The sequence below is a fragment of the Dyadobacter sp. CY326 genome (assembly GCF_021390515.1).
In the GTDB taxonomy this organism is placed as follows: Bacteria; Bacteroidota; Bacteroidia; order Cytophagales; family Spirosomataceae; genus Dyadobacter.
This window is the reverse complement of the sequence record NZ_JAJUXI010000003.1, coordinates 437,566-461,768: the sequence shown is the minus strand read 5'-3', so window position 1 is coordinate 461,768 and position 24,203 is coordinate 437,566. Positions and strand designations below refer to the sequence as shown.

20 protein-coding genes and 2 tRNA genes are annotated in these 24,203 nt (G+C 43.1%); 15 read left to right on the top strand and 7 right to left on the bottom strand.

Translation table 11 applies throughout. The features are described 5' to 3' along the window. Positions 1–35: 35 nt before the first annotated feature. Both LZG73_RS06350 and LZG73_RS06345 read left to right on the top strand, forming a co-directional pair. Positions 36–3,182: an ATP-binding protein gene (locus LZG73_RS06350; protein WP_233846970.1), complete on the top strand. Its 3,147-nt coding sequence runs from the start codon at positions 36–38 to the stop codon at positions 3,180–3,182. Positions 3,183–3,191: 9 nt separating this feature from the next. Then, the gene (locus tag LZG73_RS06345) at positions 3,192–5,645 is read left to right on the top strand and encodes a hypothetical protein (protein ID WP_233846968.1); all 2,454 of its coding nucleotides are present in this window, start codon (positions 3,192–3,194) and stop codon (positions 5,643–5,645) included. 133 nt (positions 5,646–5,778) lie between these two features. Here the strand turns inward: LZG73_RS06345 and LZG73_RS06340 are convergent, their stop codons facing one another. Next, the gene (locus LZG73_RS06340; protein ID WP_233846966.1) at positions 5,779–7,011 is read right to left on the bottom strand and encodes a site-specific integrase; all 1,233 of its coding nucleotides are present in this window, start codon (positions 7,009–7,011) and stop codon (positions 5,779–5,781) included. A 255-nt stretch (positions 7,012–7,266) separates the two neighbouring features. Continuing rightward, positions 7,267–7,339: transfer RNA gene (locus tag LZG73_RS06335), tRNA-Lys, on the bottom strand. Positions 7,340–7,699: 360 nt separating this feature from the next. On the opposite strand from LZG73_RS06335, the gene LZG73_RS06330 reads away from it, so the two are divergent. Both LZG73_RS06330 and LZG73_RS06325 read left to right on the top strand, forming a co-directional pair. Further along, a complete protein-coding gene (locus LZG73_RS06330) occupies positions 7,700–8,434 on the top strand; it encodes an SH3 domain-containing protein (protein ID WP_233846965.1) in 735 nt (244 codons plus the stop codon). A gap of 77 nt (positions 8,435–8,511) precedes the next feature. Continuing rightward, the gene (locus tag LZG73_RS06325) at positions 8,512–8,976 is read left to right on the top strand and encodes a CHRD domain-containing protein (RefSeq protein WP_233846964.1); all 465 of its coding nucleotides are present in this window, start codon (positions 8,512–8,514) and stop codon (positions 8,974–8,976) included. A gap of 69 nt (positions 8,977–9,045) precedes the next feature. Here the strand turns inward: LZG73_RS06325 and LZG73_RS06320 are convergent, their stop codons facing one another. From LZG73_RS06320 to LZG73_RS06310, 3 genes are all read right to left on the bottom strand, one after another. Continuing rightward, positions 9,046–10,281 carry a DEAD/DEAH box helicase gene (locus LZG73_RS06320; RefSeq protein WP_233846963.1) on the bottom strand — a complete coding sequence of 412 codons (1,236 nt, stop codon included), beginning with the start codon at positions 10,279–10,281 and terminating at the stop codon, positions 9,046–9,048. A gap of 85 nt (positions 10,282–10,366) precedes the next feature. Then, entirely contained in the window at positions 10,367–11,251 is an 885-nt protein-coding gene (locus LZG73_RS06315; RefSeq protein ID WP_233846962.1) for a DnaJ C-terminal domain-containing protein, read from the bottom strand. Between the two features lie 58 nt (positions 11,252–11,309). Beyond that, complete coding sequence (locus LZG73_RS06310) at positions 11,310–11,531, bottom strand: VF530 family DNA-binding protein (RefSeq protein ID WP_233846961.1); 222 nt, start codon at positions 11,529–11,531, stop codon at positions 11,310–11,312. A gap of 94 nt (positions 11,532–11,625) precedes the next feature. Between LZG73_RS06310 and LZG73_RS06305 the strand changes: the two genes are divergently transcribed. Further along, positions 11,626–12,606, top strand: coding sequence for a Gfo/Idh/MocA family protein (locus LZG73_RS06305; RefSeq protein ID WP_233846960.1), 981 nt, complete (start codon positions 11,626–11,628; stop codon positions 12,604–12,606). A gap of 210 nt (positions 12,607–12,816) precedes the next feature. Here the strand turns inward: LZG73_RS06305 and LZG73_RS06300 are convergent, their stop codons facing one another. Further along, positions 12,817–13,119, bottom strand: coding sequence for a hypothetical protein (locus LZG73_RS06300; protein ID WP_233846959.1), 303 nt, complete (start codon positions 13,117–13,119; stop codon positions 12,817–12,819). 168 nt (positions 13,120–13,287) lie between these two features. Between LZG73_RS06300 and LZG73_RS06295 the strand changes: the two genes are divergently transcribed. The 6 genes from LZG73_RS06295 (at position 13,288) to LZG73_RS06270 (ending at position 18,808) form a co-directional block, all read left to right on the top strand. Next, positions 13,288–14,130, top strand: coding sequence for a methylated-DNA--[protein]-cysteine S-methyltransferase (locus LZG73_RS06295; RefSeq protein ID WP_233846957.1), 843 nt, complete (start codon positions 13,288–13,290; stop codon positions 14,128–14,130). 45 nt (positions 14,131–14,175) lie between these two features. Beyond that, complete coding sequence (locus tag LZG73_RS06290) at positions 14,176–15,087, top strand: hypothetical protein (RefSeq protein WP_233846956.1); 912 nt, start codon at positions 14,176–14,178, stop codon at positions 15,085–15,087. Beyond that, positions 15,080–16,051 carry a tRNA (adenosine(37)-N6)-dimethylallyltransferase MiaA gene (gene miaA / locus LZG73_RS06285; RefSeq protein WP_233846954.1) on the top strand — a complete coding sequence of 324 codons (972 nt, stop codon included), beginning with the start codon at positions 15,080–15,082 and terminating at the stop codon, positions 16,049–16,051. The genes LZG73_RS06290 and miaA overlap by 8 nt, the downstream gene beginning before the upstream one ends. 31 nt (positions 16,052–16,082) lie before the next feature. Continuing rightward, positions 16,083–16,541, top strand: coding sequence for a hypothetical protein (locus LZG73_RS06280; protein WP_233846952.1), 459 nt, complete (start codon positions 16,083–16,085; stop codon positions 16,539–16,541). 311 nt (positions 16,542–16,852) lie between these two features. After that, positions 16,853–18,136: a citrate synthase gene (locus LZG73_RS06275; protein ID WP_233846950.1), complete on the top strand. Its 1,284-nt coding sequence runs from the start codon at positions 16,853–16,855 to the stop codon at positions 18,134–18,136. A gap of 75 nt (positions 18,137–18,211) precedes the next feature. Beyond that, positions 18,212–18,808 carry a hypothetical protein gene (locus LZG73_RS06270; RefSeq protein WP_233846948.1) on the top strand — a complete coding sequence of 199 codons (597 nt, stop codon included), beginning with the start codon at positions 18,212–18,214 and terminating at the stop codon, positions 18,806–18,808. On the opposite strand, the gene pdxH is transcribed toward LZG73_RS06270, so the two are convergent. After that, positions 18,805–19,446 (bottom strand): pyridoxamine 5'-phosphate oxidase, encoded by a 642-nt coding sequence (gene pdxH / locus LZG73_RS06265; protein ID WP_233846946.1) that lies wholly within the window; start codon positions 19,444–19,446, stop codon positions 18,805–18,807. The genes LZG73_RS06270 and pdxH overlap by 4 nt on opposite strands. A 106-nt stretch (positions 19,447–19,552) precedes the next feature. Between pdxH and LZG73_RS06260 the strand changes: the two genes are divergently transcribed. The 4 genes from LZG73_RS06260 (at position 19,553) to LZG73_RS06245 (ending at position 24,139) form a co-directional block, all read left to right on the top strand. Further along, a complete protein-coding gene (locus LZG73_RS06260; protein WP_233846944.1) occupies positions 19,553–21,457 on the top strand; it encodes a DUF349 domain-containing protein in 1,905 nt (634 codons plus the stop codon). Positions 21,458–21,571: 114 nt separating this feature from the next. Beyond that, positions 21,572–21,644, top strand: a tRNA-Thr gene (locus LZG73_RS06255). 591 nt (positions 21,645–22,235) lie between these two features. Continuing rightward, positions 22,236–22,778 (top strand): hypothetical protein, encoded by a 543-nt coding sequence (locus tag LZG73_RS06250; protein WP_233846942.1) that lies wholly within the window; start codon positions 22,236–22,238, stop codon positions 22,776–22,778. A 191-nt stretch (positions 22,779–22,969) separates the two neighbouring features. Beyond that, positions 22,970–24,139, top strand: coding sequence for a hypothetical protein (locus LZG73_RS06245; RefSeq protein WP_233846940.1), 1,170 nt, complete (start codon positions 22,970–22,972; stop codon positions 24,137–24,139). Positions 24,140–24,203: the final 64 nt, after the last annotated feature.

Below are 24,203 nucleotides of genomic sequence, written 5' to 3'. Positions count from 1 at the left end.
GTTCGAAATTGAAATAAAATTATACAATAGGATTCATGCTAACGTCTGCTCATCAAGGTTACATATATCAAGATATTCTAGGTGCATATTTCATCGCAAATGAGCTCTGGGCTGGAAGAGGTTCCACACAGCTTCTTTTCGATCAGAAGAAGACTAGTAAGGGGATACCTGACAGGTTTGATGATATTACTATTTACAATGAAGAGAACGTAATCTGCATGCAGGTTAAGTATAGCAATGAAATCAGTCACCATAGACTTACCAAGCAGGACTTCTCCGCTGGGAATTCTTACGACTTGGCGCTGTTTGATTTATTCGATACTTGGAAGGCTTTACGACATGTGACTTATCGCTGGCGAATTCTTCTAGCATGGGACCTACCTAATAACGATGATCCGATTACCGAGGTACTACTTGAACTACCTGAAGATACCAGCCTCCTTACCGGTACCACATGCTTCAAGTTTAATATGGACGCATTATGGCCTTTGGGCGAAAACGTATTCCGCTCATGGACTGCTCTTAGCAATTGGGCAGCTTCGCAAAGTCGAGAAGAATTTAGGCAATTTCTCGATGACTTGATTATTGAAGTGGGTTGTCCTAAGTCTTCGCTGTTGCTGGACTTTTCCGCCGGACTTGAAATGATGCTCGCGAAAGCAATTGACAGGATTGGCATTGGCGTATATCCAAATGACCATCTCTCAGTTATTGAAGTAGCGGAAAGGCTTTGCTCCATCGTTAGAAGTCTCAGATCGAAAGAGAGCCAAACAATTTCATGTGATGAAGTCGCACAGTTGATTAATATTAAGCAAACAAATGGAGGGATAGAGCAAAAATTCGTAATTGATGAATCAGTGTTTGTCCAGACTCCCGAGCGAGTTTCTCAGGTTTTAGAAAAGCTTGAGAAAGAGAAAAAAATGATTCTTACTGCAGAACCTGGTGCTGGCAAATCTTGGCTTATTGCCAATATAGAACGCGAAGTTGGCAAAAGAACTAACGTTATTAAGCATTATTGTTATTTAGCTTTAAACGATCCATTGTCGGTTAGGCGGATTACTGTCAATATTTTGTATGCGAACCTAATCACTCAAATTTTATCGGATGATGACAGTTTACATAGCCATATGACTAGGCGTTATGCATCTAACCTCGAACAATTAAATATCTTATTACGCAGAATTCGAAAAAAGACTCTAATTATTATTGACGGAATCGACCACATTTGGAGGGTATACCAGAGAAACAGAGGTGGTTTAACAGAGGATGAGACAACAATATTGCAGGCGATCGGGCAGCTCGATATAACGAATCCCAAAATTTCAGTGCTTGTGATATCTCAACCTATCAGCCAATTATCCCAACTGGCAACATTTCATGTATTTGCACTTCCACAAGTAACCCTAGATTTCGCCGCTGGATTAATGAAGAGAAATGGCATAAGAAATACTCAACATAACAATCGATCACTCGCCGAGACGATTCACACAAAAAGTGACGGCAATGCTCTTTACTGCAAGTACTTGATCGATCACATTGGTTCAAGTAAAACCAGATTGCCGTTAAATCTAATCGATAGTTTGCCTGCTTACGACTACAATCTTAAAGGATATTACGGCTATCTGTATGAACAAATTCTAGGTGATACCGGAATACCTTATGCTCTTTGCGGCGCAGATTTTTCATTGACCGAAAATGAACTCCGAGAAATTACTCACCTTGGAGAGTTGTCAAACAAGCAACTTGAAATATTGCTGCCGGTTGTTCGATATAAACCTTCGATTGGCTATTCAATTTATCATGAAAGTTTTAAGCGGTTTGTAATTGACTTGATAATATCCTATGGAGCATCTATTGAACATCTAGTGTATAAACCGCTAATTAACTGGTTAAAAAATCAACCGTTCTTTGAGTCGCAGAAAGCCTACAGTCATTTATTAAAATTGTGTTTTGAAATCGGCGCGTTTGAGGATATTACCAAAACCATATCGGCAGATTTCATTGAAAAGAGCTTATATCACGCACAGCCACTCGACAGCATTAGAAATAATCATTATCTGCAAAGGAAGTGCCTACAATATACGACTGGATTTTTACCAATAATTATTGTTTCTGAGCAGGCCAAGATTATTTATCAACTTAAATTTCTCGATGAATCTGTTATGGTGTCGTATCTCACCGCGATACAGCAGATTCACGGACCGGAGAGTATGTACCGTGTACTGTGGAACGGTGAAAATCTTTCGATCGGGCTTGAAGCAGCAGTCAGATTTCTTGTCAACCAGGCATATAAATCAAATGATGTAGTCCATTGGGGAATTATTCCTGAAGAGTCAACGATTCCTTTAGACCTTGTTGGAAGTGCTGCCCTGAAGCATCTGCACACGCGGCGATTTGACAAATTTGAAAAGCTAATAAAAGTCATCTATCGGAATAAAAAATTCCGCAGTAAACTTCCAAATATCGTCGATGAGTTGGACAAGTGGTCAGTTTTTAAGGGAGCTGATTGGGAAACCAATGTGCCGTACTATCAGAAAATAAAACAGCAATTTATTAGAACTGAAAGCAGGCTATCTGATGTGGTTAGAGCAATCATTCAAGATGATCATTACAGTGTTCATGAGGATGTCTTAACAGAGATCCGAAGTATACCTTCCATCGTGGCGGCCACAGTGACCGACGAGGTTGAAGATGCAGTTGGGAGACTAGCTGGATATAACTGGTTCCGAAATTGGGTCATTTTTTTTATTCGTATAAACCAGCACAAAAAGGCTAGAGCGGAGGAGGAACGAATACTAGATACATTCTCATATTTAGTTAGAGACTTGGAGCCTTTCAAGGGCAAACCACGCGTTAATGATTTATACTACTTGTTTCCCATCATAAAGAGGTCATTCCATGAAGGATTGCTTCTGTGTAACGGAAATAGTGCTTTGCTGCTTAAATGCTGTGAATATTTGGAGCGGGTCACAGAGGTAACAACTTCAATGAGGGGAGCTGTTATGGGGCCGTTAACTCATGAAGAGTACTTAGAAATTATAAGTCGGTATTTGCCGAACTCCTATGTTGTGGCGAAATATAAGGAATACTACAAGCCCCTCGGTTCGAGGCGATACTACTCTGATGTGGCGGAAACTGCTTTCAACTATGCCTTGATCTTAAATCAGACTGGCGAAATAGAGTAATCCAAAGAAATGTTCGCTGATGGTATCCAGGCTATGGCGGCGTACGGCTACCGAAAGGATCGTACGCTAAGTGAGATATTGTTTTGTAGCGCTTCGTACCAAAAAAGTTACGGAACGCTTGATGCAAGTTGGTTTTTCAATCTGTATGAACTTGCTATGACTGTTGTAACTCATACGGATGGAAAATCCACAAGCAGTTATCCTGTTGAGTGGTTTAATGAATTTGCAGATGTTTACCCGAGGGAAGCACTAAAGTTCCTTATAAGTGAGACACTTGAAAATAACGGTGCTCGCTGGCATCAGGAAGAGCAATTTATCGATATGCTTGAGAAGTTTCAATCTACTTATAGTCCTACGAATTGGTATTTGCTGTGCCGGTCCCTTCCACTCGCCTCATCGGAAGTGATTTTGCGTCACGGACTTGCAATACTGGATCTCGTTGAGGACGGTCTTAGGGAGAACTTCAAAATGTGGCTTGATACAATACCTTCCAAACATATAAAGGAGGCAGAAAATGATTTTTCTGCCGGTGTTGTTAAAGAATTTGAATTGCGCCTTGGACGATCATTGCAATTAAAATCAGGGAAAAACGACTTAGAGGATAACCAGCCGACTCGAGGTTTGGCTATCGCGTTTCCACTTTCTAATGCTTCGTTGGATGAGGTTTCTGCCCACCTTGAATTGCATCCTTTAAAAGCAGATCAACGGGCTGATTTCGAAGGTTACGTTTATAAGCTTCGAAATGACGACGATAAGAAGAGAATTATTCGTTTGGCAGCAGCAGCATTTAAATATGGTCGTGACGCTCCCGAATGGATGAGCAATGTTTTTGTAAAAGGAAGCGAAGAATGGATGCGCTTAAATATCAGCTTGTTCGTGAACTTAACAGATGGGTGGTATCACTCGCTTCACTATACAGATTATTTGAAGAATGCATATCAAGTAGATGGTCAAAGAGCAATTTCTATTCTGCATGAAGAATTGAGTTTTCTGCTTTCAGATAAGAATTATGATTTTTCAGATTTGATCTCCTGTAATCTTATCAAAGCATTTTCAGAGTTAGGCCTTTCGGAGAAAGTCGTCGGAGAACTAATTAGACAGGTCTACGCGCTTGTGGAAAGACGCCTCCCTCATCCTCCAAATGCGAAAATTAATGCCTCCATTTACGGCGGATTAGAATCATTTACTGATGATGAATTGGTGGTTGCGCTGCTTATTGCAAGATTAAAAACATTTACAACGGAGAAAACACAAGGCATCATCTGGTCCTTATCCTACATCGCTAGGACTCGCCCTCACTTACTATTCCGACCCTATCAATGGGCGTTTTTACAAGAGAAACTTTTGCTACCTATTCACAAGGCGATTCTACTTCAAGTGCTTCACGACTACATTGATTCCGACAAAATCCCGGATTATTTTGTAGAACTGTTACTTCGTCGATACCCTACTGACTATTTCCTCGAGAATCAGATTATCAAATCGTTTTTCGAATTTGAGCCCATTTCGATTGACAAACCTCGCATAAGGTTGACGTATCCATCCCATGCATACGACCGTGGATTCATGGAGTACATTCACCCTAAATATCGAATCCTTTCAAAGTATCTAGGCGTCTTGCATGGTTCATTTAGAGCTTACGAGCACAAAAGAGACATAATTAGTGAGGAATTTGGTCAATATTATATGCGGTCAGAAAAGTTGATGACTCCAATCGTTCCTCTTGCCAATGCTCCGTATGAGATCATCAACAATCTATGGTGCGAAGAACTAACCAACATATCTAGGAATACCTACCCTCCAGACACATTGGGCTTAGATTTGTATCTGCCAGAACTTATAATTCAGATCGGGACGTTGTGCAAAAGGCCGCCATATCTTCCTAAGTCAGAAGAAATTCCTGAATATGGGACATTCGATGCCAGTGCCCCGGTTGAGAGAGATGGATGGGTTGTGTTAGCATGGAAGGAGGTAGAGATTTACGGTGACGACTTCAAGTCTAAAGGTCGTCGAACCATAAGTTCGCACCTCACCTTTGGAGGCAAACCAGTAAAAGGGCAATTTCGATTTGCAAAGTACCTATTTAGAGCTTCATATTACAGAGAGGCAGTGATTACAAAAGCCCAATCGGACGAGCCAATTTGTGAATTGAATATTATTGATAAGTTGGAGTACTGCAATTTGCTATTCGTTTCTCCTTGGATTATTAGCCAGCTTGGTCTTGAAGTAGCTCAGGATTTTCATAATGGTTTTCAGGCAGTTGATAACACTGGTGAAGTGATTGTGAGATTGATGACGTGGAGAGAGCAATACTTCGGAGGAATTAGTGATTGTACAGAAGTTCCTCGTTTGGAGGGCACAGCTGTTGTTTTGAAAGCGACTTGGTATGATCGTCTGAAATCAATCTATGGTAACAAAACAGCTTGGTTTGTACAATCAAAATCGGAGTTGGAGGATGTTTAAAATTTTTTCTGCCGGAGGACTTATCAAAGAGCCCTTATCATTTAGAAATTCACTCTTGTTATAATATTTTTCACCTTCTCTCTCGCGATCCCCTCTCACAAATAGGAGGGGTCGTGAGAGAGAAGGTGCAGCGCTAACCTTCCGTACCAGATCTCTTGGAAAGCCGCCCTTTCAAAGCCTGCATATCTTCACTGACCTTCGTGTCCAGGATCTTTGCATAGATCTGCGTAGTCCGAATGTTTGTATGCCCAAGCATTTTAGAAACGCTTTCAATCGGCACACCATTTTGAAGGGTAATAGTCGTCGCAAACGTATGCCTAGCTACGTGTGAAGTAAGAACCTTATTAATCCCGCAGATCACGGCAATTTCTTTCAGATAGTCATTCATCTTCTGATTACTCGGCACAGGTAACACAAGCCCTCGGGACTCACAAAGCGGATGATCTTTATATCTGTCGATTATTTGAAGCGCTTCTGGCAACAGCGGAATATGTGATTTGACATTCGTTTTCGTCCTCTGGCTGAAAATCCACTGCTCACCATCGATCCCTCGTGCTATCTGGCTTGTTTCGAGCTTCTGGATATCAGAGTAGGCCAGGCCGGTGAAACAACAAAAAAGAAAAGTGTCGCGAACCTGTGCGAGTCGATCACTGGCAAACTCTTTGCTAGCCATTAAGTCTAACTCCGCTCGAGTCAGGATCGCCTTGTCAACCTTGTTGAACTTCCCCTTGAAGTTCAAATAAGGATCAAAATTCATCCAGCCATTCCCAAGGCAAATGTTAATGATCTTGCGAAACATTTTCATGTGCTTCACCACCGCATTATTACCCATCTTACGAACTGAGCGCAAATAGAACTCATAGTCAGCGATGAAAGCGAAATCGATGCGGCTGATGTCAAAATCACTTGTGTTGAAGTGACTTTTCAAGAATGCCAATGTATGACGTTCGAGCACCTTGTAGCGGTTAAGTGTACCGATAGCATACTCCTGACCGACCAATGTCTTCATACGCCCGTTATGGTCTGCGATCACTGTCATCAATAATCGCTGCTTAGGTCCGACGCCTAGATATTTGTTTTTGATCGTTTCCGCCGTTATCAATGCTCCGTCACGAACCAGAGCGGCGTGCGCATCTAACAATTGCTGTTCGAGGTTGCCGAGATAGGCATTAACAGATTTTACTGTCTCCTTCGAACCAGTAACTCTGCCAGCAACCGCATTCCATCGACCGGGCTCGCATTCTCGGCCAGTTGTAAATTCTGCTCTTTTACTTTCAACCGTAATCCGCAAGTAAATCGGCACAGGCCCTTTTTGATAATTCTTCGGCTTCTTCAAATAGAAAAGCAGACTGATCTTTGTTTTCATACCCCTTATCAGGTTAAAAAGTTGAACAAAAGTAGTCTTGCAAGCCATTTCAGCACAAGATGTTTACGGCGTAAACATCTTCAAATACAATAAGTTACAACGATTCTGGTGAGTAAAATTTGCAGATTCTCGAACTTACCGAATTACTCACCAAAAATTTGACGAAAATTAAATCTTTTGGCATAATCCGGAAAGAAAAAAGCCTGCTAATCGTTTGATTTGCAGGCTTTTGATGCTTTTTGTTATTTCTTCAAGTGATCCCGCTGGGATTCGAACCCAGGACCCATACATTAAAAGTGTATTGCTCTACCAGCTGAGCTACGGAATCCTATTGTTGATTTACTGTTCAACATCAGTCTTTTTGCTTATGTCTGTTAAAGGCCCAGGACCCATACATTAAAAGCGGACGCCGCGCGGTGTATTGCTCTACCAGCTGAGCTACGGAATCTTATTGTTGATTTACTGTTCAACATCAGTCTTTTGCTTATTTCTGTAAAAGGCCCAGGACCCATACATTAAAAGCGCCAATCGAATTGCGGACGCCGCGCGGTGTATTGCTCTACCAGCTGAGCTACGGAATCCTATTTCTACTCGCCCGTTTGACCGGGATTTGGAAATTTGCAGGTTGTTGGATTAGCCGTGGCCTTTTCCGTAATTGCGATGCAAAAGTAGAATTCTAAAAAGTATAATGCAAGCCCTGCGTAGTAAATACCTGATATTTTGGATTTTTTTGGGAACGGTGATGAGCTCTGTAACGGCTTTCGCGACGAATAGAAAGGAGCTAAAAACGGCTGATTCTCTGTTCGCTATGGCCCGTTATCCGGAGTCGCTGCAACTGTATAAAAAAAATTTTAGCCAGGATGAAAAAAACAATCAAAGCCTGCTTTTGAAACTGGCTTTCCTGGCGGAAAAGACAAATAATTACACCGATTGCCTGTTTTACCTCAGCAAACTTGCGCTCACAAACCCGTCGCGACGACTGTTTGAGAAGATGGACAAGCTGGCGCAGGAACAGAACTTAACCGGCTATGAATTTGATGATTACAACTATTTTATAATTTTTTACAGAAGATATGGTGATTACATTCCAATATTGCTTCTAACTTTGGGGACGTACATAGTTGTAATCATGGTTACAAAAGTTCGACGGAAGGAGCCGATTCTGCAAATACACAAGCTGTCAATAATCGTTTACTTGCTTGTGTTGCTGGGGATTCTGAATGTTCCATCGCTTTATCAGACTTGTATCATTGTCAATGAAAACACCTTCCTGCGGGATGAGCCGTCGTCTGCGGCGGCTGTCGTTGATCGGGTAGGGAAGGGGCATAAGCTGACAATTGTTGGCTCCGTAGACCATTGGAACCGGGTTATTTGGAACAATCAATTCGTTTACATTCGCAAGAGCGACCTCTGGAATATTTAGGCGCTGAGTGGTATCATTTTTGTAGCGAGATAAGTTTGTATATATTTAAGGGTTAAATTTTTTTAAATTAATGATGTATGAAAAAGCCAATGAAACGTTTTTTACTATTGATCGCAGGAGTTGTAATGTTGGGATTTGTGACATCTTGCAAAGAGGAAGGTCCTCACAAAGATGACATTGTGAAGTTCTCCTCAGTAATAAATAGTGGTGCTACTGTTCCAAAAGCTACATCTGCTGGTCAGGGCACGGGTGTTTTTGAGTATAACAAGAACACGATGGAGCTGAAATACAACATTAATTATCAGAATGTAGTCCCTACATCAGTTAACATTCACAGTGCAAATCCTGCTTGGGAAGCTGGCCCATTGCTGTTTACATTGGCTGACAAACCAACCGGAAATCAGGTTCAGGGAACACAGAAGCTGAATGTAGAGCAACAAACACAATTGATCTTAGGTCAGTTATACGTGAACATTCCAACTGCTAACAACATTTTCGGAGAAGTTCGCGGTCAAATCATTGCTGATCCGATCGCTGACTAACCATCGATATTTTTACGAAAACAGGCTTGCAGTAACCACTGCAAGCCTGTTTTGCTTATATCCACTTTCTTATTTCTTCTTTTTCTTACGCTTCGCCGTTTCGTAATCTTCGACCTCTTTCATAAGCGATTTCAGGTCGTCGGTCGTGTCGGCAGTGAAGTCGAGTGTTTGTGAATAATCGGTTGTGCTTATGTTTAAGACGTCGATGGGTTTATCGAGATAGGTTTGAATTTCTTCCAGCATCGGCTTTTCTTCGGGACTGCAAAAAGAAACTGCCCGCCCTTTTTGTGTGCCGCGGCCCGTCCGTCCCACGCGGTGAACGTAATTTTCGGCTTGTTCCGGAAGGTCATAGTTGACGACGTAATCCACATTCGCGATGTCAATTCCTCTTGCACTTACATCTGTGGCAATGAGCACTTTAACATTGCCATTTTTGAATTCATTGAGCGCCGTGAGCCTGTCGGCTTGTTCCTTGTCGCCATGAATGGTCATGCTTTTGATTTCCATTCGTTCCAATGCATTGAACACACGTTCCGCCCGCACCTTCGTACGCACAAACACGAGCACTTTATTGTCTGGATTCTCTTTAATCACCCTTTCAAGAAAAAATCGCTTGTCGTCCATGGCAACAAAAGCCACCGAATGTGTAATGTTCCGTGCAACCGGATTGTTGGGCGAAATTTGAATGCGGATTGCATTCCTGACCAGTGAATAGGCAAGTTTCTTGATTTTCTCATTAATGGTTGCCGAGAAAAAAAGTGTCTGCCGGTTTTTTGGTAAAAATTTGATCAAATCCTGGATGTCCTTGATAAAACCAAGATCAAGCATATGGTCGGCTTCGTCAAGAACGAGAATTTCAATGCGGTCTAATTTGATAAACCCCTGACTCACAAGGTCGAACATGCGTCCGGGCGTGGAAATTAGCACATCAATGCCTTTTTCCAGCTGTGCAATTTGCGGGCCTTGCTCAACGCCTCCAAAAACACTGAACGCCTTCACCCGCGTGTGCTGCGCGATTTTTGAGAAAACTTCGGTTATCTGAATGGCAAGCTCACGCGTTGGAACCATCACCACGCATTTGATTCCCTCTGAGCGGCTGGAAGATTTCTGTTTATGCAATTTATCAATGATCGGAATGGCAAAAGCAGCCGTCTTTCCCGTTCCTGTCTGAGCAATAGCAAGGACATCTTCACCCTTAATGATCGCCGGAATGGCCTTGAATTGAATGTCGGTCGGACGTTTGAATCCGCTCGTTTCAAGGCTTCTTTTGATCTCGGGTGCAATGTGGTAATCGTCGAATTTCATAAAAAATAATTGTAAAAACAGCCCAAAGATACGCTGCTAATCTGTTAATGAGCGATTAATTTGGGCTGCATTCCCTTGTGGCAGCTCAGGCTTCGTCGAAGGCAGCTGCAAACAATTCCTTTTGCCTATCAGACAGGTTAACCGGAATCTTCACATCAAAAGTCACATACAGATCCCCAAAGTTTTCAGCTTTTTTGTAAACCGGAAATCCTTTGCCTTTCAACCTCACCACACTTCCGTTTTGCGTTTCCGCTTTTACAGGAAGTTTCAATTTTCCGCTAAGTGTCTCAATAACAATCTCTCCACCAAGCATTGCGGTCCGCAAATCCAGTTCCGTTTTCATATGCAAGTCATTGCCATTCCGCTTCAACTTGTCGTCTTCGGCAATGTTGAATGTGATAAAGAGATCGCCGTTCTGGCCGCCGCTTGCGCCTGGTCCGCCGTGTCCGGCAATCTTGATGGTTTGTCCGTTTTGAATGCCGGCCGGGACCGTAATGCGAATATTTCTGCCGTTGACTGTGATCGTTTTCTTCTGCGTTTCAAATGCTTCCTGCAAAGTCAAATGAAGCTCTGCCTGATAATCCTGGCCGCGTAAATTCCTTTGTCTGCCGCCGCCAAAACCACTCGATGACCCGAACATGGACTCAAAAAAATCGGAAAACTGATCTCCGCCTCCGGATTGCCATTGCCCTTGCTGGCGGCCGGCGCTGCGGCGCGACTGCTGCGCTTTCTCGAATTCCTCGCTGTATTGCCAGTCCTTACCGTATTTGTCGTATTTTTTCCGCTTTTCCGGGTCGCTGAGCACTTCATTGGCTTCGTTAAGCTCTTTGAATTTTTTTTCCGCCTCCTTATCATCCGGATTCAGGTCGGGATGATATTTGCGGGCCAGTTTTCTATAAGCGTTTTTTATGTCCTTATCCTCCGCGCTTTTGTCTACGCCAAGGATTTTATAATAATCTACAAATGGCATAAGTCTTTAATTTTTATCGATTTAGCGAATTTGATTTTCGAAAAGGGTTTTAATGCTGTTATTTTCTTTCGATCATTTTTACATAAAGATCTTCGACTTTTTTGCGAGCCCAGGGCGTTTTTCGCAAAAATTTCAGACTTGATTTGACACTCGGCTCAAACTGGAAACTGTTAATATTAATATGGTAACCCAGTTGCTCCCAGCCATAATAATCAACCAGTTCGTTCAGGATTGCTTCAAGCGTCTTGCCGTGAAGCGGATTATTTGGTTGCGTTTCCATGGTTTTCGCCGAATGTGGGCTTTGTTTTAAAGTAGATTTATCCAATTAAATAATTATTATGCTTTACGATTAGTTCAAACATTAAACCCTTGCTATGGATCAGATCAAATGGGGCATTATTGGCTGCGGCAATGTGACCGAAGTCAAGAGCGGACCGGCCTTTAATAAGGTGGCCAATTCCAGTCTGGTGGCAGTTATGCGCCGCGACGCCGAGAAGGCTGCTGACTATGCCGCGCGACACAACGTTCCCAAATGGTATGCAGATGCCGACCAGCTGATCAATGATCCCGAAATAAACGCAATATACATTGCAACGCCGCCAGACGCGCATGAATCGCTCGCAATTAAGGCTATGCAGGCTGGAAAACCGGTTTATATTGAAAAACCGATGGCACGCAATGCAGCCGAATGTGACCGGATCAATGCATTCAGCAAGGAGACGGGTGTTCCCGTTTTCGTGGCTTTTTACAGGAGGTCGCTGGACTATTTTTTGAAGGTTAAGGAGCTTGTTGACAGCAGGATCATTGGTGATGTGCGGTTTGTCAACATTTGCCTGCAATGGCAGCCTTATGATGAAGAAGTTGGTGAAAATCCGAAGCCACGCTGGCGGGTCGATCCTGAAATATCAGGCGGAGGACACTTTCACGATCTGGCTTCGCATCAGTTTGATTTTCTGGAATTTGTTTTCGGACCGGTGAAATCCGCGTCCGGCATTGCACGAAATCAGGCTGGATTATATCAGGCTGATGACATTGTGGTGGCAAATTATGAGTTTGAATCGGGTGTTTTGGGAAATGGGAGCTGGTGTTACACGGTTAATAAGGAGCAGCGCGAGGATCAGGCTCAGATCATTGGTTCAAAGGGCCGGATCACTTTTTCGTTTTTTGAAAAATTTGATATCAAGATAGAAACGGAATCGGGAACTGAGATCGTTAACATTCCGTATCCGCAACATGTGCAGCAGCCTTTAATTGAGTCGATTGTGAAGGAACTGCGCGGGGAGGGAACGAGTCCAAGCAATGGTGTCAGTGGCGCTAGGGCCAACCAAATCATGGATTGGATTACTAAAAAGTAATATTTTTATAGCTTTACATTTGTTATCACCTTAAACTCAAATTTCCATAGTCATGGCGAAAGGTAAGAATCTGGACAAAGGCAGCACTAAAAAGGAGCCTGAGAAGAACTTGAAAGAAAAACGAGCCGAGAAAAAGGCGAAAAAAGATAGTAAGAAAGACTATTAATGTAAGCTTGTCCGCCTGATTCGCTCGGGCGGACATTTCGTTATTCAATAAATCTCCCGGTTTGTCTTGTATTTGGCAAGCCTTTTTTTTGCCCTGACAATCTTGGAATGTATCTTGTTTTTCTCGTCGGGAGTCAAGATGTCGTCAGCATTCGCTTTCTCAATTGTTGCCTGAATGACGTCCTCCTCGCGTTGCAATTTTGAATATTCGAGGTCGGTCAGTTTCTTGCTTTTGTATGCGCTCCGGATTTGCGAATGAAGCTGTTTTAATTCCGATTTGAAGTTTTGAGCCTGCAATGTGCTAATGTTGGCTATCGAAAGAAAGGTGGCGATGATGATTATTTTCATGGTTATCAACGTTCGAGAAACTGATTTGAGCTAAATAATGATGCAAAGATATAGTCAGTCGATTTTTTAAGAAATACAAAAGGTGTAACCGGTCATGGATTTTAAGCAAGTTTCAGGTTGGCAGGGAGGCGGTGCGGAGCCAACTTTGTACAACAAAATTTTAGTCCCATGAACCAGGAAACTTATAATTACGACAAGATTGCAAAGGCCATTGAATTCATCGTTGCCAATGCAAAAGACCAGCCTTCGCTGTTTGACGTTGCTGAGGAAGTGAGTATTAGTCAGTTTCATTTTCAGCGCGTATTTACCGAATGGGCAGGGGTGAGCCCCAAGAAATTTCTGCAATATATTACGGCAGGTTATCTCAAAGAAAAAATCAGGGAATCGTCCAATCTGGTGGAGCTGGCCGAGCTGGCTGGACTTTCGAGCCAAAGTAGGGTTTATGATCACTTTATTTCGATTGAAGCAGTAACGCCGCAGGAATACAAGTCGTCCGGAAAAGGGCTGGAAATCAGTTATGGCATCCATGCAACGCCGTTTGGCGATTGTTTTATCGCAGTGACCGAGCGCGGGATTTGTGCTATGGCTTTTGTAGATGAATCCGGGCGCGATGAGCAGTTGATTCTTCTTGCCAAAAAATGGCATTACGCCAACATTCGCCCCGATCAAAACCGCACAGAAAATTATGTCCACCGAATTTTCCAACCAGCATCCGGTGCTTTGGAAAAGCTGCCGCTCGTTGTTCAGGGCACAAATTTTCAGCTGAAAGTCTGGGAAGCATTGCTTAACATTCCAAACGGCGCTGTGACCACTTACCAGCAAATTGCGCAGAGCATTGGCAATCCCGGAGCCGTCCGTGCCGTTGGGACTGCCGTGGGCGATAACCCAATCGCTTACCTGATTCCTTGTCATCGGGTGATCCGCAAAGAGGGCGTGCTTGGCGAATATCGCTGGGGAAGTTTGCGCAAAAAGGCGCTGATTGGATGGGAAGCGGCGCGGGCTGCGCAGTGAGTGCGTTTTGTTACTCTGCCTTCCCGCGGCTAACTTGCCGACCTTATGCAAAGTGCAATTACATCAATGTCAAGCGAAGCGTTTAAGCAACAGTTTTGTAACTGGCTGGAAGCAATGCATTTGCAGTTTGCGCAAGTGCAAAATGTTGGTGAATTGGCGACAGAACTGGCCGTGTTTAAAGACGGGACACTTCTAATGAATATAATGCTGATCACATTAGCGGATTGGCAGCACGTTCAAGCCCAAATGTGGCAACTGACGGTTGATAAGGCAATTCTACTTCGTGAGAGGGGAACAAGATGCGTCATCGTTTGGGAAGATTATTGGCTTAAAAACCCGGCCATCGTACAATCGCGGCTGAATGCAATGCTAGGCAAGTCTCAAAAAATTCCCGCTCGACTAACCCAGGTGCGCAGGATTGATCAGGCAGATGCAGCTGATTTTCTCCAAACCAATCATTTAAATGGCTCTGTTTCAGCCAAGAGCCGTTATGGGTTGTTTCTTCCAAAGCGTTATTTCAGGGTTATAGGCAATGATTTTCAATTCGATGATGAGGCTGATGAATTGCTTGTTGCCGTTGCGACATTCAGTGCGCCGCGTGTTTTTCAGCGCGTTGAAGGTCCGTTCCGGTCTTTTGAAATGGTGCGCTTTGCGAGTTTGCTGCATACAAATGTGTCCGGCGGTTTGGACAAGCTGCTAACTGCTTTTACACGCGAAAAAAATCCGGACGACTTGATGACTTATGCAGATCTTGAATGGTCAGAGGGCGCAGGCTATGCCAAGCTTGGTTTCGCGCGCATTTCGCAAACTGCGCCTATGACATTCATTTTGGATTTGAAAAATATGACCAGACATGCAAAAACTGCCGACTTAGATCCGAACGCAACCATTTCGGTCCAAAATGCAGGCAGCATTAAATTTGTGAAAACGCTTGCGAAACATGCAACCGATGCCTAATTCGGCCTCTAAAACGCCACTTCTGGTTATCCTGGGGCCGACGGCTTCGGGGAAAACGCATATTGCCGTGCAAGTTGCGGCGGCGCTCAATGGCGAGATCATCAGTGCCGATTCGCGGCAGGTTTACCGGAAAATGGATATTGGAACGGGAAAGGATCTGGCGGAATATACATTGCATGGCAAACACATTCCTTATCATTTGATTGACATTCTTGATGCTGGTCAACAATATAATGTCAATGATTTTCAGCACGATTTTGAAAACGCTTATGAGCAGATAGCGGCAAAGAGCCATTTTCCCATTGTTTGCGGCGGCACCGGTTTTTACATTCTTTCTTTGTTAAAAGGACATGCTTATGCATCTATTCCTGGCAATGAGTTGCTGCGGGATGAGTTAAATGAACAGCCGACGGACACGCTTTTGGAGCGATTTGAAACTTATAACACGCCTTACCAGCAAGTCGCGGACACATCCACACGCAAAAGATTGATCCGTGCGATTGAGATTTCAGAATATTTACAAGTTAACCCAACTGAGGGAACGGAATTTATAGCGTCCCCGCCGGTTTACGATTACATTGTTTTCGGCCTTAATCCGGACGTCAACGTGCGGCGTGAACGGATTAGCCGGAGGTTGCAAAGCCGGTCGGAAAATGGAATGGTTGAAGAAGTAAAGTCTCTGTTGGGCAGTGGTTTGCAGCCGGAGCAGTTGATTTATTACGGATTGGAATACAAATACATAACCCTTTTCCTGCAAGGCGAAATGAGTTATGATGAGATGGTTAGCCGTTTAGAAACAGAAATTCATCGTTTTGCAAAGCGGCAAATGACTTATTTTAGAAAAATGGAAAAGGACGGCATCGTGATCCATTGGCTTTCAGATGAATACTCAGAAGCCGAAAAAATAGATCAGATTGTGGCCGGATATCAGGAATTATGTGCTGCGCTTTTGCGTAACAAATAGGTAAATCACAACATTAACGACGTCACATTAAATGAATAAGAAAGTTAGCAGCCTCTTGTTGCTCTTGGTGCTGAGCGTGACGGATGCCTATTTGCTGGCGCATCCCAACCTGATCGGGAAAATCGGCGTGCTCGTTTACAAGCACAGTTACATCCGGAATTTTCCCAGGGCCTTGCTTACCGTGCTTTTGGTGGTCGGCGTGTCGTTGGCGCTTTGTGAGTTGATCCGAATGTTTGCAAGTCGCAAAGCGGGATCGATATTTTACAGCTGGCTGCTGGCGATTGCCGTATTTTGGTTTGGGTATGTTTTTATCACCTTCTCAACCTTTTCTTACAGGATCACCGGGAAGGCGTTTATTTATGGAGCGCACTTGCTGCCTTGTATTCTGGCGGGACTTTTCGGCCGTTATCTCATCCGGCAAATAATGAGCAAGCCACCATACGTGGAGCTCGTTCCGAAAGAAAAAACGCCTGGCGATGCATTGCATTGAAGAGCTCAGAAATGAAGTTTTACGCACATTTTTTTCGTCCAAACAAATAGTATCATATTTAATTTGAATTGTGAAATATTATTGTCCCAGTCCCGGTTTTTCACAAATAAAACATGGATAATAATAGAAAGTACACAGTTTTTTAGGATATTGCGGCTTGTGTCGGATCGGGAAATGGTTACTCTTGCGTTCAATTAACACAAAATTAATTTAATGGATAAGTAAATCAGGAGCACGGAAAATCTTTGGATTGAATTGACCTGATTTGTCTCTGTCTTGTCATTAACCTTTTTAATTTTATTCTTATTAATATGTCCCAAATAGCTGAATTAACCCTTGACGGTAAAAAGTACGAGTTTCCCATAATTGAAGGAAGTGAGCAGGAGAAAGCGATCGATATTGCCAAATTACGCGACCAGACAGGGTATATTACAATTGATGCAGGTTATAAAAATACAGGCGCAACGAAGAGTGCCATAACGTTTCTGGATGGTGAGGAAGGCATATTGAATTACAGAGGGTATTCGATTGAAGATCTGGCTGAAAAGTCGTCGTTTTTGGAAGTTGCTTACTTGCTAATTTACGGAGAACTGCCTACGGAAAAGGAATTCACTGATTTTGAGCATGCTATAAGAACGCATACGCTCGTCAATGAGGACATGCGCAAGATATTTGAAGGATTTCCGGTGAATGCGCACCCAATGGGCGTACTTTCTTCGCTGGTGAGTGCGATGAGCGCTTTTTATCCTGAAACTTTCGACCAAAACACAGAGGAAATCACGGAACTGCACATCATTCGTTTGCTTTCCAAACTGCCGACGATTGCAACCTGGTCTTACAAAAAATCACAAGGGCATCCCGTTAATTATCCGCAAAACGACCTGGATTATTGCTCCAACTTTCTGAACATGATGTTCTCTTTGCCGGTTGCAAAATATCACGTTGACCCGGTCGTTTCCACAGCATTGAACAAATTATTGATCCTGCACGCCGACCACGAGCAAAACTGCTCTACGTCAACAGTAAGGTTGGTTGGTTCTTCTCACGCAAACATTTATTCTTCCATTTCTTCCGGAATCAGCGCACTTTGGGGTCCGCTTCATGGAGGCGCAAATCAGGAAGTGATTGAAATGCTTGAAGCCATTAAAAATGACGGCGGAGACACGCAGAAATACATCAATATGGCCAAAGACAAAAGCAGCGGCTTCCGTCTGTTTGGTTTTGGTCACAGGGTTTATAAAAACTTCGACCCAAGAGCACGCATCATTAAAAAAGCTGCTGACGATGTGCTTAACAAGCTGGGAATCAATGATCCGATTTTGGAAATTGCTCAGAAATTGGAAAAAGCAGCTTTGGAAGACGAATATTTTGTGTCTAGAAAACTATATCCAAACGTTGACTTCTATTCAGGCATTATTTATCGTGCGCTCGGCATACCGACCAACATGTTTACCGTAATGTTTGCAATAGGCCGTCTGCCGGGTTGGATCGCGCAATGGAAAGAAATGCGTGAGAACAAAGAGCCAATCGGACGTCCGCGTCAGGTTTATGTGGGCGCGCCCAAGCGCGAGTTCGTTCCGATGAATGAGCGCTAATATTTAAGGAATAACACTTTCAATATCAAGAGATTGCTTGTAAATAGCAGTCTCTTTTTTGTTAAATAAATAACAATGCTAATCAAACAAAAACACCTCGAAGGCATCATGTCCGGGGACATTACGCTGGCTTTTCGGAAATGGAAAAAAACGTCTGTGAAAAAAGGATCGGTCCTGCCAACCAGCATTGGCGTGGTGAAGATTACGGACATTACTGAAATTGATCTTGCCCAAATCAACGACGAGGAGGCGAAGCAGGCAGGTTATGATAGTTCGCAAGCACTTATCAGCGAACTGGAAAAGACAATAAATGGAGTTGTTTACAAAATCCAGCTAAGTTACCACCGACCCGACACGCTGACTGATCCGCGGCAAAAGGTGCAGGTGACGGACGAAGAGCTCGCAGAATTGAAAGACAAATTGTTGAAGCTCGATAAATTCAGCAATCAAGGCAAATGGACCACAAAAGTGCTGAAAGCAATTCAGGAGAACCCCAAACTGCCCGCGGCGGAACTTGCTCCAAAGGTTAATAAGGAAAAAGAATGGCTCAAACTCAATGTCCGTAAGCTGAAAAGCCTCGGGTTAACCATCAGTCACGAGCCGGGTTACACGCTCTCGCCGCTTGGTGAATATGTGTTGACAACGATTCCTGAGAAGACGAAAACAGCTTAGGGGCAGAGCCTTTCAATGTTCCAGCCATTGTCAGCAGTTTTAGTGTAAACCAATCGATCATGCAGGCGGCTGGGCCTTCCTTGCCAAAACTCCATATAGTCCGGAATGACGCGGTAACCTCCCCAGTGCGGAGGCCGCGGAACTTCCGCGCCCGCAAATTTTTGTTCGAGTAACTGCGTGCGTTCTTCAAGCGCTTCGCGACTTTCAACATGACGGCTCTGGTCAGACGCCCATGCGCCAATCTGGCTTCCGCGAGGCCGAACCGCGAAATATTCAGCGGACTCAGCGTCCGTCGTTTTTTCAATCAAACCCTCGATTCTCACCTGCCTTTCAAACTCCTTCCAGAAAAAGGTTAGCGCCACTTGCGGGTTGGCTTCGATTTCTTTTCCCTTCTTGCTGTCGTAATTGGTAAAAAACGTAAAACCCGTATGATCAAGGTCTTTTAGCAGCACAATTCTCGCGGATGGACGGCCGGTTGAGACCGTGCTGAGCAGCATTGCATTAGGCTCCGAAATGCCTGCTTTAATGACTTCTTCAAACCATAATTTGAACTGTCTGAGGGGATTAGAGTCAAGATCCGCTTCATGTAACCCTTTGAAATTATAATCTTGTCGTAATTTGGCAATATTATGGTCCATTCGCTGCTAATATGTTCAATGTTAGGAAACCAAAAGTAGCCATTTCAGAGGAAAGATTATTAGATTTGTAATCCATAAGAGACGTACGTACGAAACCAGAATCACGATGGCACAAGAACAACAAGAAGGGGTCAATAGCGAGGAGCAGGAAGACCTGACACAAGAGACTATTGAGACCCTTGAAATTGATCTTAACAATCAGTTGACGGAAGAACATGAGGAGGAAGTGCCAGACGTGGATTACAGCCAGTTGTCTAAGGAGCAACTTGTCAATATTCTGGAAAATGAGTTGGCGGCCATCAATGGTGAAGGGGCAAAACCGGCGGCGCTCAAAAAGGCGGAATCCGTTGCGCGAGAGATCCGTCCGGTGCTTGATTCGATCAAACAAAGGGAAAAAGAAGCGGCTTTGGCAGCATTTGTTGCGGAGAACGGCGGCGAAGAAGGTTTTGAGTATAAATACGATGCTGAAACACAGAAAATCGATTCGCTGAGCCGTGAGATCAGGGGTTTGAAAAACAGCTTTTACCAGGGTCAGGAAAAAGAGAAAGAAAAGAATTTCAATGTCAAAACTGCCCTTCTGCAACGTCTGAGAACATTATTGGAAGACGAAGGCAGCAAAGAAACGGATGCAACTGGGCTGAAATCGAGCTGGGAGGAATTCAAAAAAATCCAGGACGAATGGAAGCAAGCGGGTAACATTGCTTCACCGCACAACGGAACACTCTGGGCGACTTACAATGCATTAATCGACCGCTATTTCAGCAATCGGAACATTTACTTTGAGCTTAAAGAACTGGACAGACGCCGCAATGCAGAACTGAAAGCTGAGCTTTGCGAGAAAGTGGAAGAGTTGGGCAAATCATTGGAAAACCGTCCGATGACCCGCGAGCTTTTGAACGAGGCAAATCATATTTTTGAAGACTATAAACATTTAGGGCCTGCTCCGAAAGAAGATCAGGAGAAGTTGTGGCAGCGTTTCAAAGTTGCGCTGGATGTCCTTTATGATGCGCAGCGCGGACAATTCGCCGAGCAAAAAAAGTCGATGCAGGAAAATTATGAGCAGAAGCTTAAAATTTACGAATCGATCACGCCATTCACGACTTACAACTCTGGCAGCATAAAAGAATGGAATGCCAAAACGAAGGAAATAATGGCTTTTCAGGACCAATGGGTTGCATTGAAAGGCATTATGCCGCGTGAGGAAGGGAAGGAGCTGAGTAAAAAATTCTGGGCAGCGCTTAAAACGTTCTTCAATAACAAAGGAGAGTTTTTCCGTCAGCTGGAATCGAAGAGAGAGCAAAATCTTGAATTGAAAAATCAGCTTTGCGCGGAAGCCGAAGCGATTTTGGAAACGGGTGAAGACAGTCCGGCCACAACACAAAAAATCATTGAGCTTCAAAAAAGATGGAAAGGCATAGGTCAGGTTCCTGAAAAGTTCAAGGACACCATTTATGACCGTTTCAAAAAATCCTGCGACGCATATTTTGATCAAAAACGTGCTAAAAACAAGGAGGTTGAAGAAGAATTTGAAAACAACCTGAAACGCAAAGTTGATCTGATCGAAAGGATTGAAGCAGCAGCAAATAATAAAGACGAGTCTACATTGAATCTGCTGAGCGCATTCAAGAGCGAATGGAGCTCCATAGGTTTTGTTCCCAAGAAGGACATGCAGGCGATCCAAAAGCGTTATATCGCAGCGATCAACACTTATGTAAGCGCAATTGGACAACTTTCGAACAAAGAAAAAGAACAGGCAGTGCTCGAAAGCGAAGTAGAATTGGTGCGGGATGGTGAAAATAGCCGTGGTCTTTATAGAAAAGAAAGTGATATCCGTCGCAAGATCACGCAGCTGGAAAACGACATTGCTCTGTGGCAGAACAACATCGAATTTTTTGCCAAATCAAAAACTTCGGATCGTTTGAAAGCAGAGTTTGACAGGAAGATCAATAGTGCACTTAGCCAGCTGAATGAGTTAAAACACCAACTGTCTATCATTCAGGAGGCTATCTAAAAGTTTGAAAAAAGTTTCAAAAAAATAGTTCAAATGGTTGCACTGTATAGTCTTTCCTTCTACTTTTGCACCATGATAACGGAATAAGAAACGCTATCAGAATAAAGAAAAGAGGCCTCCATAGCTCAGCTGGTAGAGCAACTGACTTGTAATCAGTAGGTCGTTGGTTCGATCCCGACTGGGGGCTCTTAAAAATGCGGTTCGCCGCTCTGAAAGCACTTAGCATTAATTTGCTAGGTGCTTTTTTGGTTTTTAATCCAATGTTGCAATGTCATTCTAGCTGTCAAGACAATGTTGCTGTGGATTATTGGCTTCTGTTGAGCCATTTTCAGTATTTCAGATGTCTCTTTTGATTATCACAGAAAAAGTATCACTAAAATTTGTCGGCAGCGCATTTAGTTATAACTTGCCGACCAACAGCTCAGCGAGTACTCCGTTCCGCTCTCGTAACATTTTTTGCCAGATATGCTTGGCAGCCCCGCTTCGTTCAGCGGATATTATTTAACTCTACGTTCTTCATAGCTTTTCTGACGGTTGCCAAACCCACCGTTGGGATCGGCGTTTATTTCGCCAATTTTTCTAACCTCAGCCAGCTGTAGTTTCTGGTTGTAAATCATATTGCTATGAACAAAGAAGTTTACAAAATTTATCCTTCATTATCCAACCTCTGCCCCGTCCACAGGCATACGGGCTAGCATCTATTATTTTCCTGACCATACACCTCCGGCATTTTCATGCTGGCAGCTATCACTATGTCTTATCAATACCCTCCACGAAAATGAAAATTTTTTCAGCCAGCATTATCTTTTGGCTCATTTCTTACGCAACAAACAGTTTTGCTCAAATAGTTAAGACGCCGGTGGACAGCGTCAAATCCATTGACAAGCCTACATTATCTCTATCTTCCCAGGAACACATTCCCCAACCTCCAAAAACTGTCCAAAGTCCTAATGCGGCCACATTGGGTTCCTACGGCGAAATAGCGGTGTCGCCTTACACCGGCAAAGCGAATATTTCCATTGATCTGCATTCAGTCAGCGACGGAAACATTCAAATACCCGTATCCCTTCATTATGATGCTGCTGGCGTCAGGCCAGACGTCCATCCCGGGTGGACTGGCCTCAATTTCGGCCTTATTCGAAAGCTCTATTTATTGACTTCAAAACTAGATCTGTTAAATGAAATATGGTATTGCATTATTAACGCTTATATGTTTCTCGTGTTTCAAAGAAATTACTTGCGAAGAACGTGCAGCGCGATTGAGAAATCGAGCGTGTTCGATTATTGCAAAGGAATCGCCTTCTTCCGGAATGTTATTTGATCTAAGTGGTGTATCTCCAATCACTAACACGCCAAGCCGATATAGAGATCAAGGCGAGGTATGGTACGTCTATTTTCACGATAAGACTTCAATAGGCGATACTGTTATCAAACATAAAGGCGAGCTCAAATTTTACATTCACAAAAAAGATACAATTCTGGTATTTCCTTTCGAATGTAAAGGTGAGATTTATGAATAGAATTTTTATTTTTTTAACTCCACATGCTATGTTAATCATTAGGTTAATCTTTTTGTCGTTGCTAGTCCACTGCACATTTATTTCTAAATCTTATTCTCAAAGCCTTTTTCAAAATGGCTATCTTATTACCAATCAAAACGACACGGTCAGAGGGTTCGTTAAATATGAAGATTGGACAAATAGCCCCGTTGAGATAGCGTTTAAAGACACAAACGGACAGGTAAAGTTATTTTCCGCATTAGGGATACGGGGTTTTTGTATTGATGCTTATCAATTGAAATTTAAAAGTAAAAAAATAGGTTTGCTGAACATTGCATTGTATGAGCGCTATCGCAGGTTTCCATCTCTCAAGGCAAAGGATTCGTTACAGGTGTTTTTGAAGGAAATTGTCTATGGCAGTGGAGCCTCATTGTATTTATATCTGAACGAGGTTGAAACATCCTTCTATTTTTTAGAAACCAAAAAGGGATTGGTAGAACTATACAATTATAACATTCCCATGATGGTACACAATCGCACTTATATAGCAGTTTTTGATAAATATAAAGAGCAACTAAGTGCTATTGCAAAAGAGTCTCTCGGCTTCAATGAGCCGATCCCGCCGTATCAGGAAAAATATTTACGCCAATATATTGAGAAATACAACAGTGTATTGTCTTTTCAAAATGAGACAAGTAAGCCTGAACAAGAAATACCCAAATTTGATTTGGATCTCAATGTCGGCTTAGAAAACTGGACTGAAAATCCAGTGATATTAACTAATAAAACAACTTTCGGTCTGGGTATGAGAGTTAATTTTCCAGGAAGGTTTTATAACCGATTTGTGAAGGTTAATTTCTTCATAACCCCTGATGCAAATATTGGATACGACGCAGCTTCTCGCCGGAAAGTTAGTTTAAAAACCTACGAAGTATCTGTCGGGAGCCATTTTGGTCTGAGAAAATTGAGGCCTTATATCGGTTTTCATTACAGCGGAGTAAGCGATAGTTACCGTTTATATTTTTTGGGGTTTCAGGCCGGACTTAGTTACAATAGGAAAATCAATTTAGAGCTTGGCCATTTCGCAAATTTTATTTCACCTATGACCGGCACCACATTTTTCCTTCGTCCAAGGATTAGCCTACATTATTTTGTTGAATTAAATAGTCATCATAAAAAGTAGAGTGGCCTATCATTGGTGGTTGCATCAAAAACTGCCAGCCAAAAATTTAATTGCGGGAACTTCG

Bases quoted from the DNA above. Each gene is read 5' to 3' on its own strand.
- LZG73_RS06290 (WP_233846956.1), top strand. From the start codon at position 14,176: ATGCAAAGTGCAATTACATCAATGTCAAGCGAAGCGTTTAAGCAACAG.
- LZG73_RS06295 (WP_233846957.1), top strand. From the start codon at position 13,288: ATGAACCAGGAAACTTATAATTACGACAAGATTGCAAAGGCCATTGAA.
- miaA (WP_233846954.1), top strand. From the start codon at position 15,080: ATGCCTAATTCGGCCTCTAAAACGCCACTTCTGGTTATCCTGGGGCCG.
- LZG73_RS06330 (WP_233846965.1), top strand. From the start codon at position 7,700: ATGCAAGCCCTGCGTAGTAAATACCTGATATTTTGGATTTTTTTGGGA.
- LZG73_RS06275 (WP_233846950.1), top strand. From the start codon at position 16,853: ATGTCCCAAATAGCTGAATTAACCCTTGACGGTAAAAAGTACGAGTTT.
- LZG73_RS06315 (WP_233846962.1), bottom strand. From the start codon at position 11,251: ATGCCATTTGTAGATTATTATAAAATCCTTGGCGTAGACAAAAGCGCG.
- LZG73_RS06245 (WP_233846940.1), top strand. From the start codon at position 22,970: ATGAATAGAATTTTTATTTTTTTAACTCCACATGCTATGTTAATCATT.
- LZG73_RS06340 (WP_233846966.1), bottom strand. From the start codon at position 7,011: ATGAAAACAAAGATCAGTCTGCTTTTCTATTTGAAGAAGCCGAAGAAT.
- LZG73_RS06305 (WP_233846960.1), top strand. From the start codon at position 11,626: ATGGATCAGATCAAATGGGGCATTATTGGCTGCGGCAATGTGACCGAA.
- LZG73_RS06300 (WP_233846959.1), bottom strand. From the start codon at position 13,119: ATGAAAATAATCATCATCGCCACCTTTCTTTCGATAGCCAACATTAGC.
- LZG73_RS06310 (WP_233846961.1), bottom strand. From the start codon at position 11,531: ATGGAAACGCAACCAAATAATCCGCTTCACGGCAAGACGCTTGAAGCA.
- LZG73_RS06270 (WP_233846948.1), top strand. From the start codon at position 18,212: ATGCTAATCAAACAAAAACACCTCGAAGGCATCATGTCCGGGGACATT.
- LZG73_RS06250 (WP_233846942.1), top strand. From the start codon at position 22,236: ATGAAAATTTTTTCAGCCAGCATTATCTTTTGGCTCATTTCTTACGCA.
- pdxH (WP_233846946.1), bottom strand. From the start codon at position 19,446: ATGGACCATAATATTGCCAAATTACGACAAGATTATAATTTCAAAGGG.
- LZG73_RS06345 (WP_233846968.1), top strand. From the start codon at position 3,192: ATGTTCGCTGATGGTATCCAGGCTATGGCGGCGTACGGCTACCGAAAG.
- LZG73_RS06350 (WP_233846970.1), top strand. From the start codon at position 36: ATGCTAACGTCTGCTCATCAAGGTTACATATATCAAGATATTCTAGGT.
- LZG73_RS06320 (WP_233846963.1), bottom strand. From the start codon at position 10,281: ATGAAATTCGACGATTACCACATTGCACCCGAGATCAAAAGAAGCCTT.
- LZG73_RS06325 (WP_233846964.1), top strand. From the start codon at position 8,512: ATGAAAAAGCCAATGAAACGTTTTTTACTATTGATCGCAGGAGTTGTA.
- LZG73_RS06260 (WP_233846944.1), top strand. From the start codon at position 19,553: ATGGCACAAGAACAACAAGAAGGGGTCAATAGCGAGGAGCAGGAAGAC.
- LZG73_RS06280 (WP_233846952.1), top strand. From the start codon at position 16,083: ATGAATAAGAAAGTTAGCAGCCTCTTGTTGCTCTTGGTGCTGAGCGTG.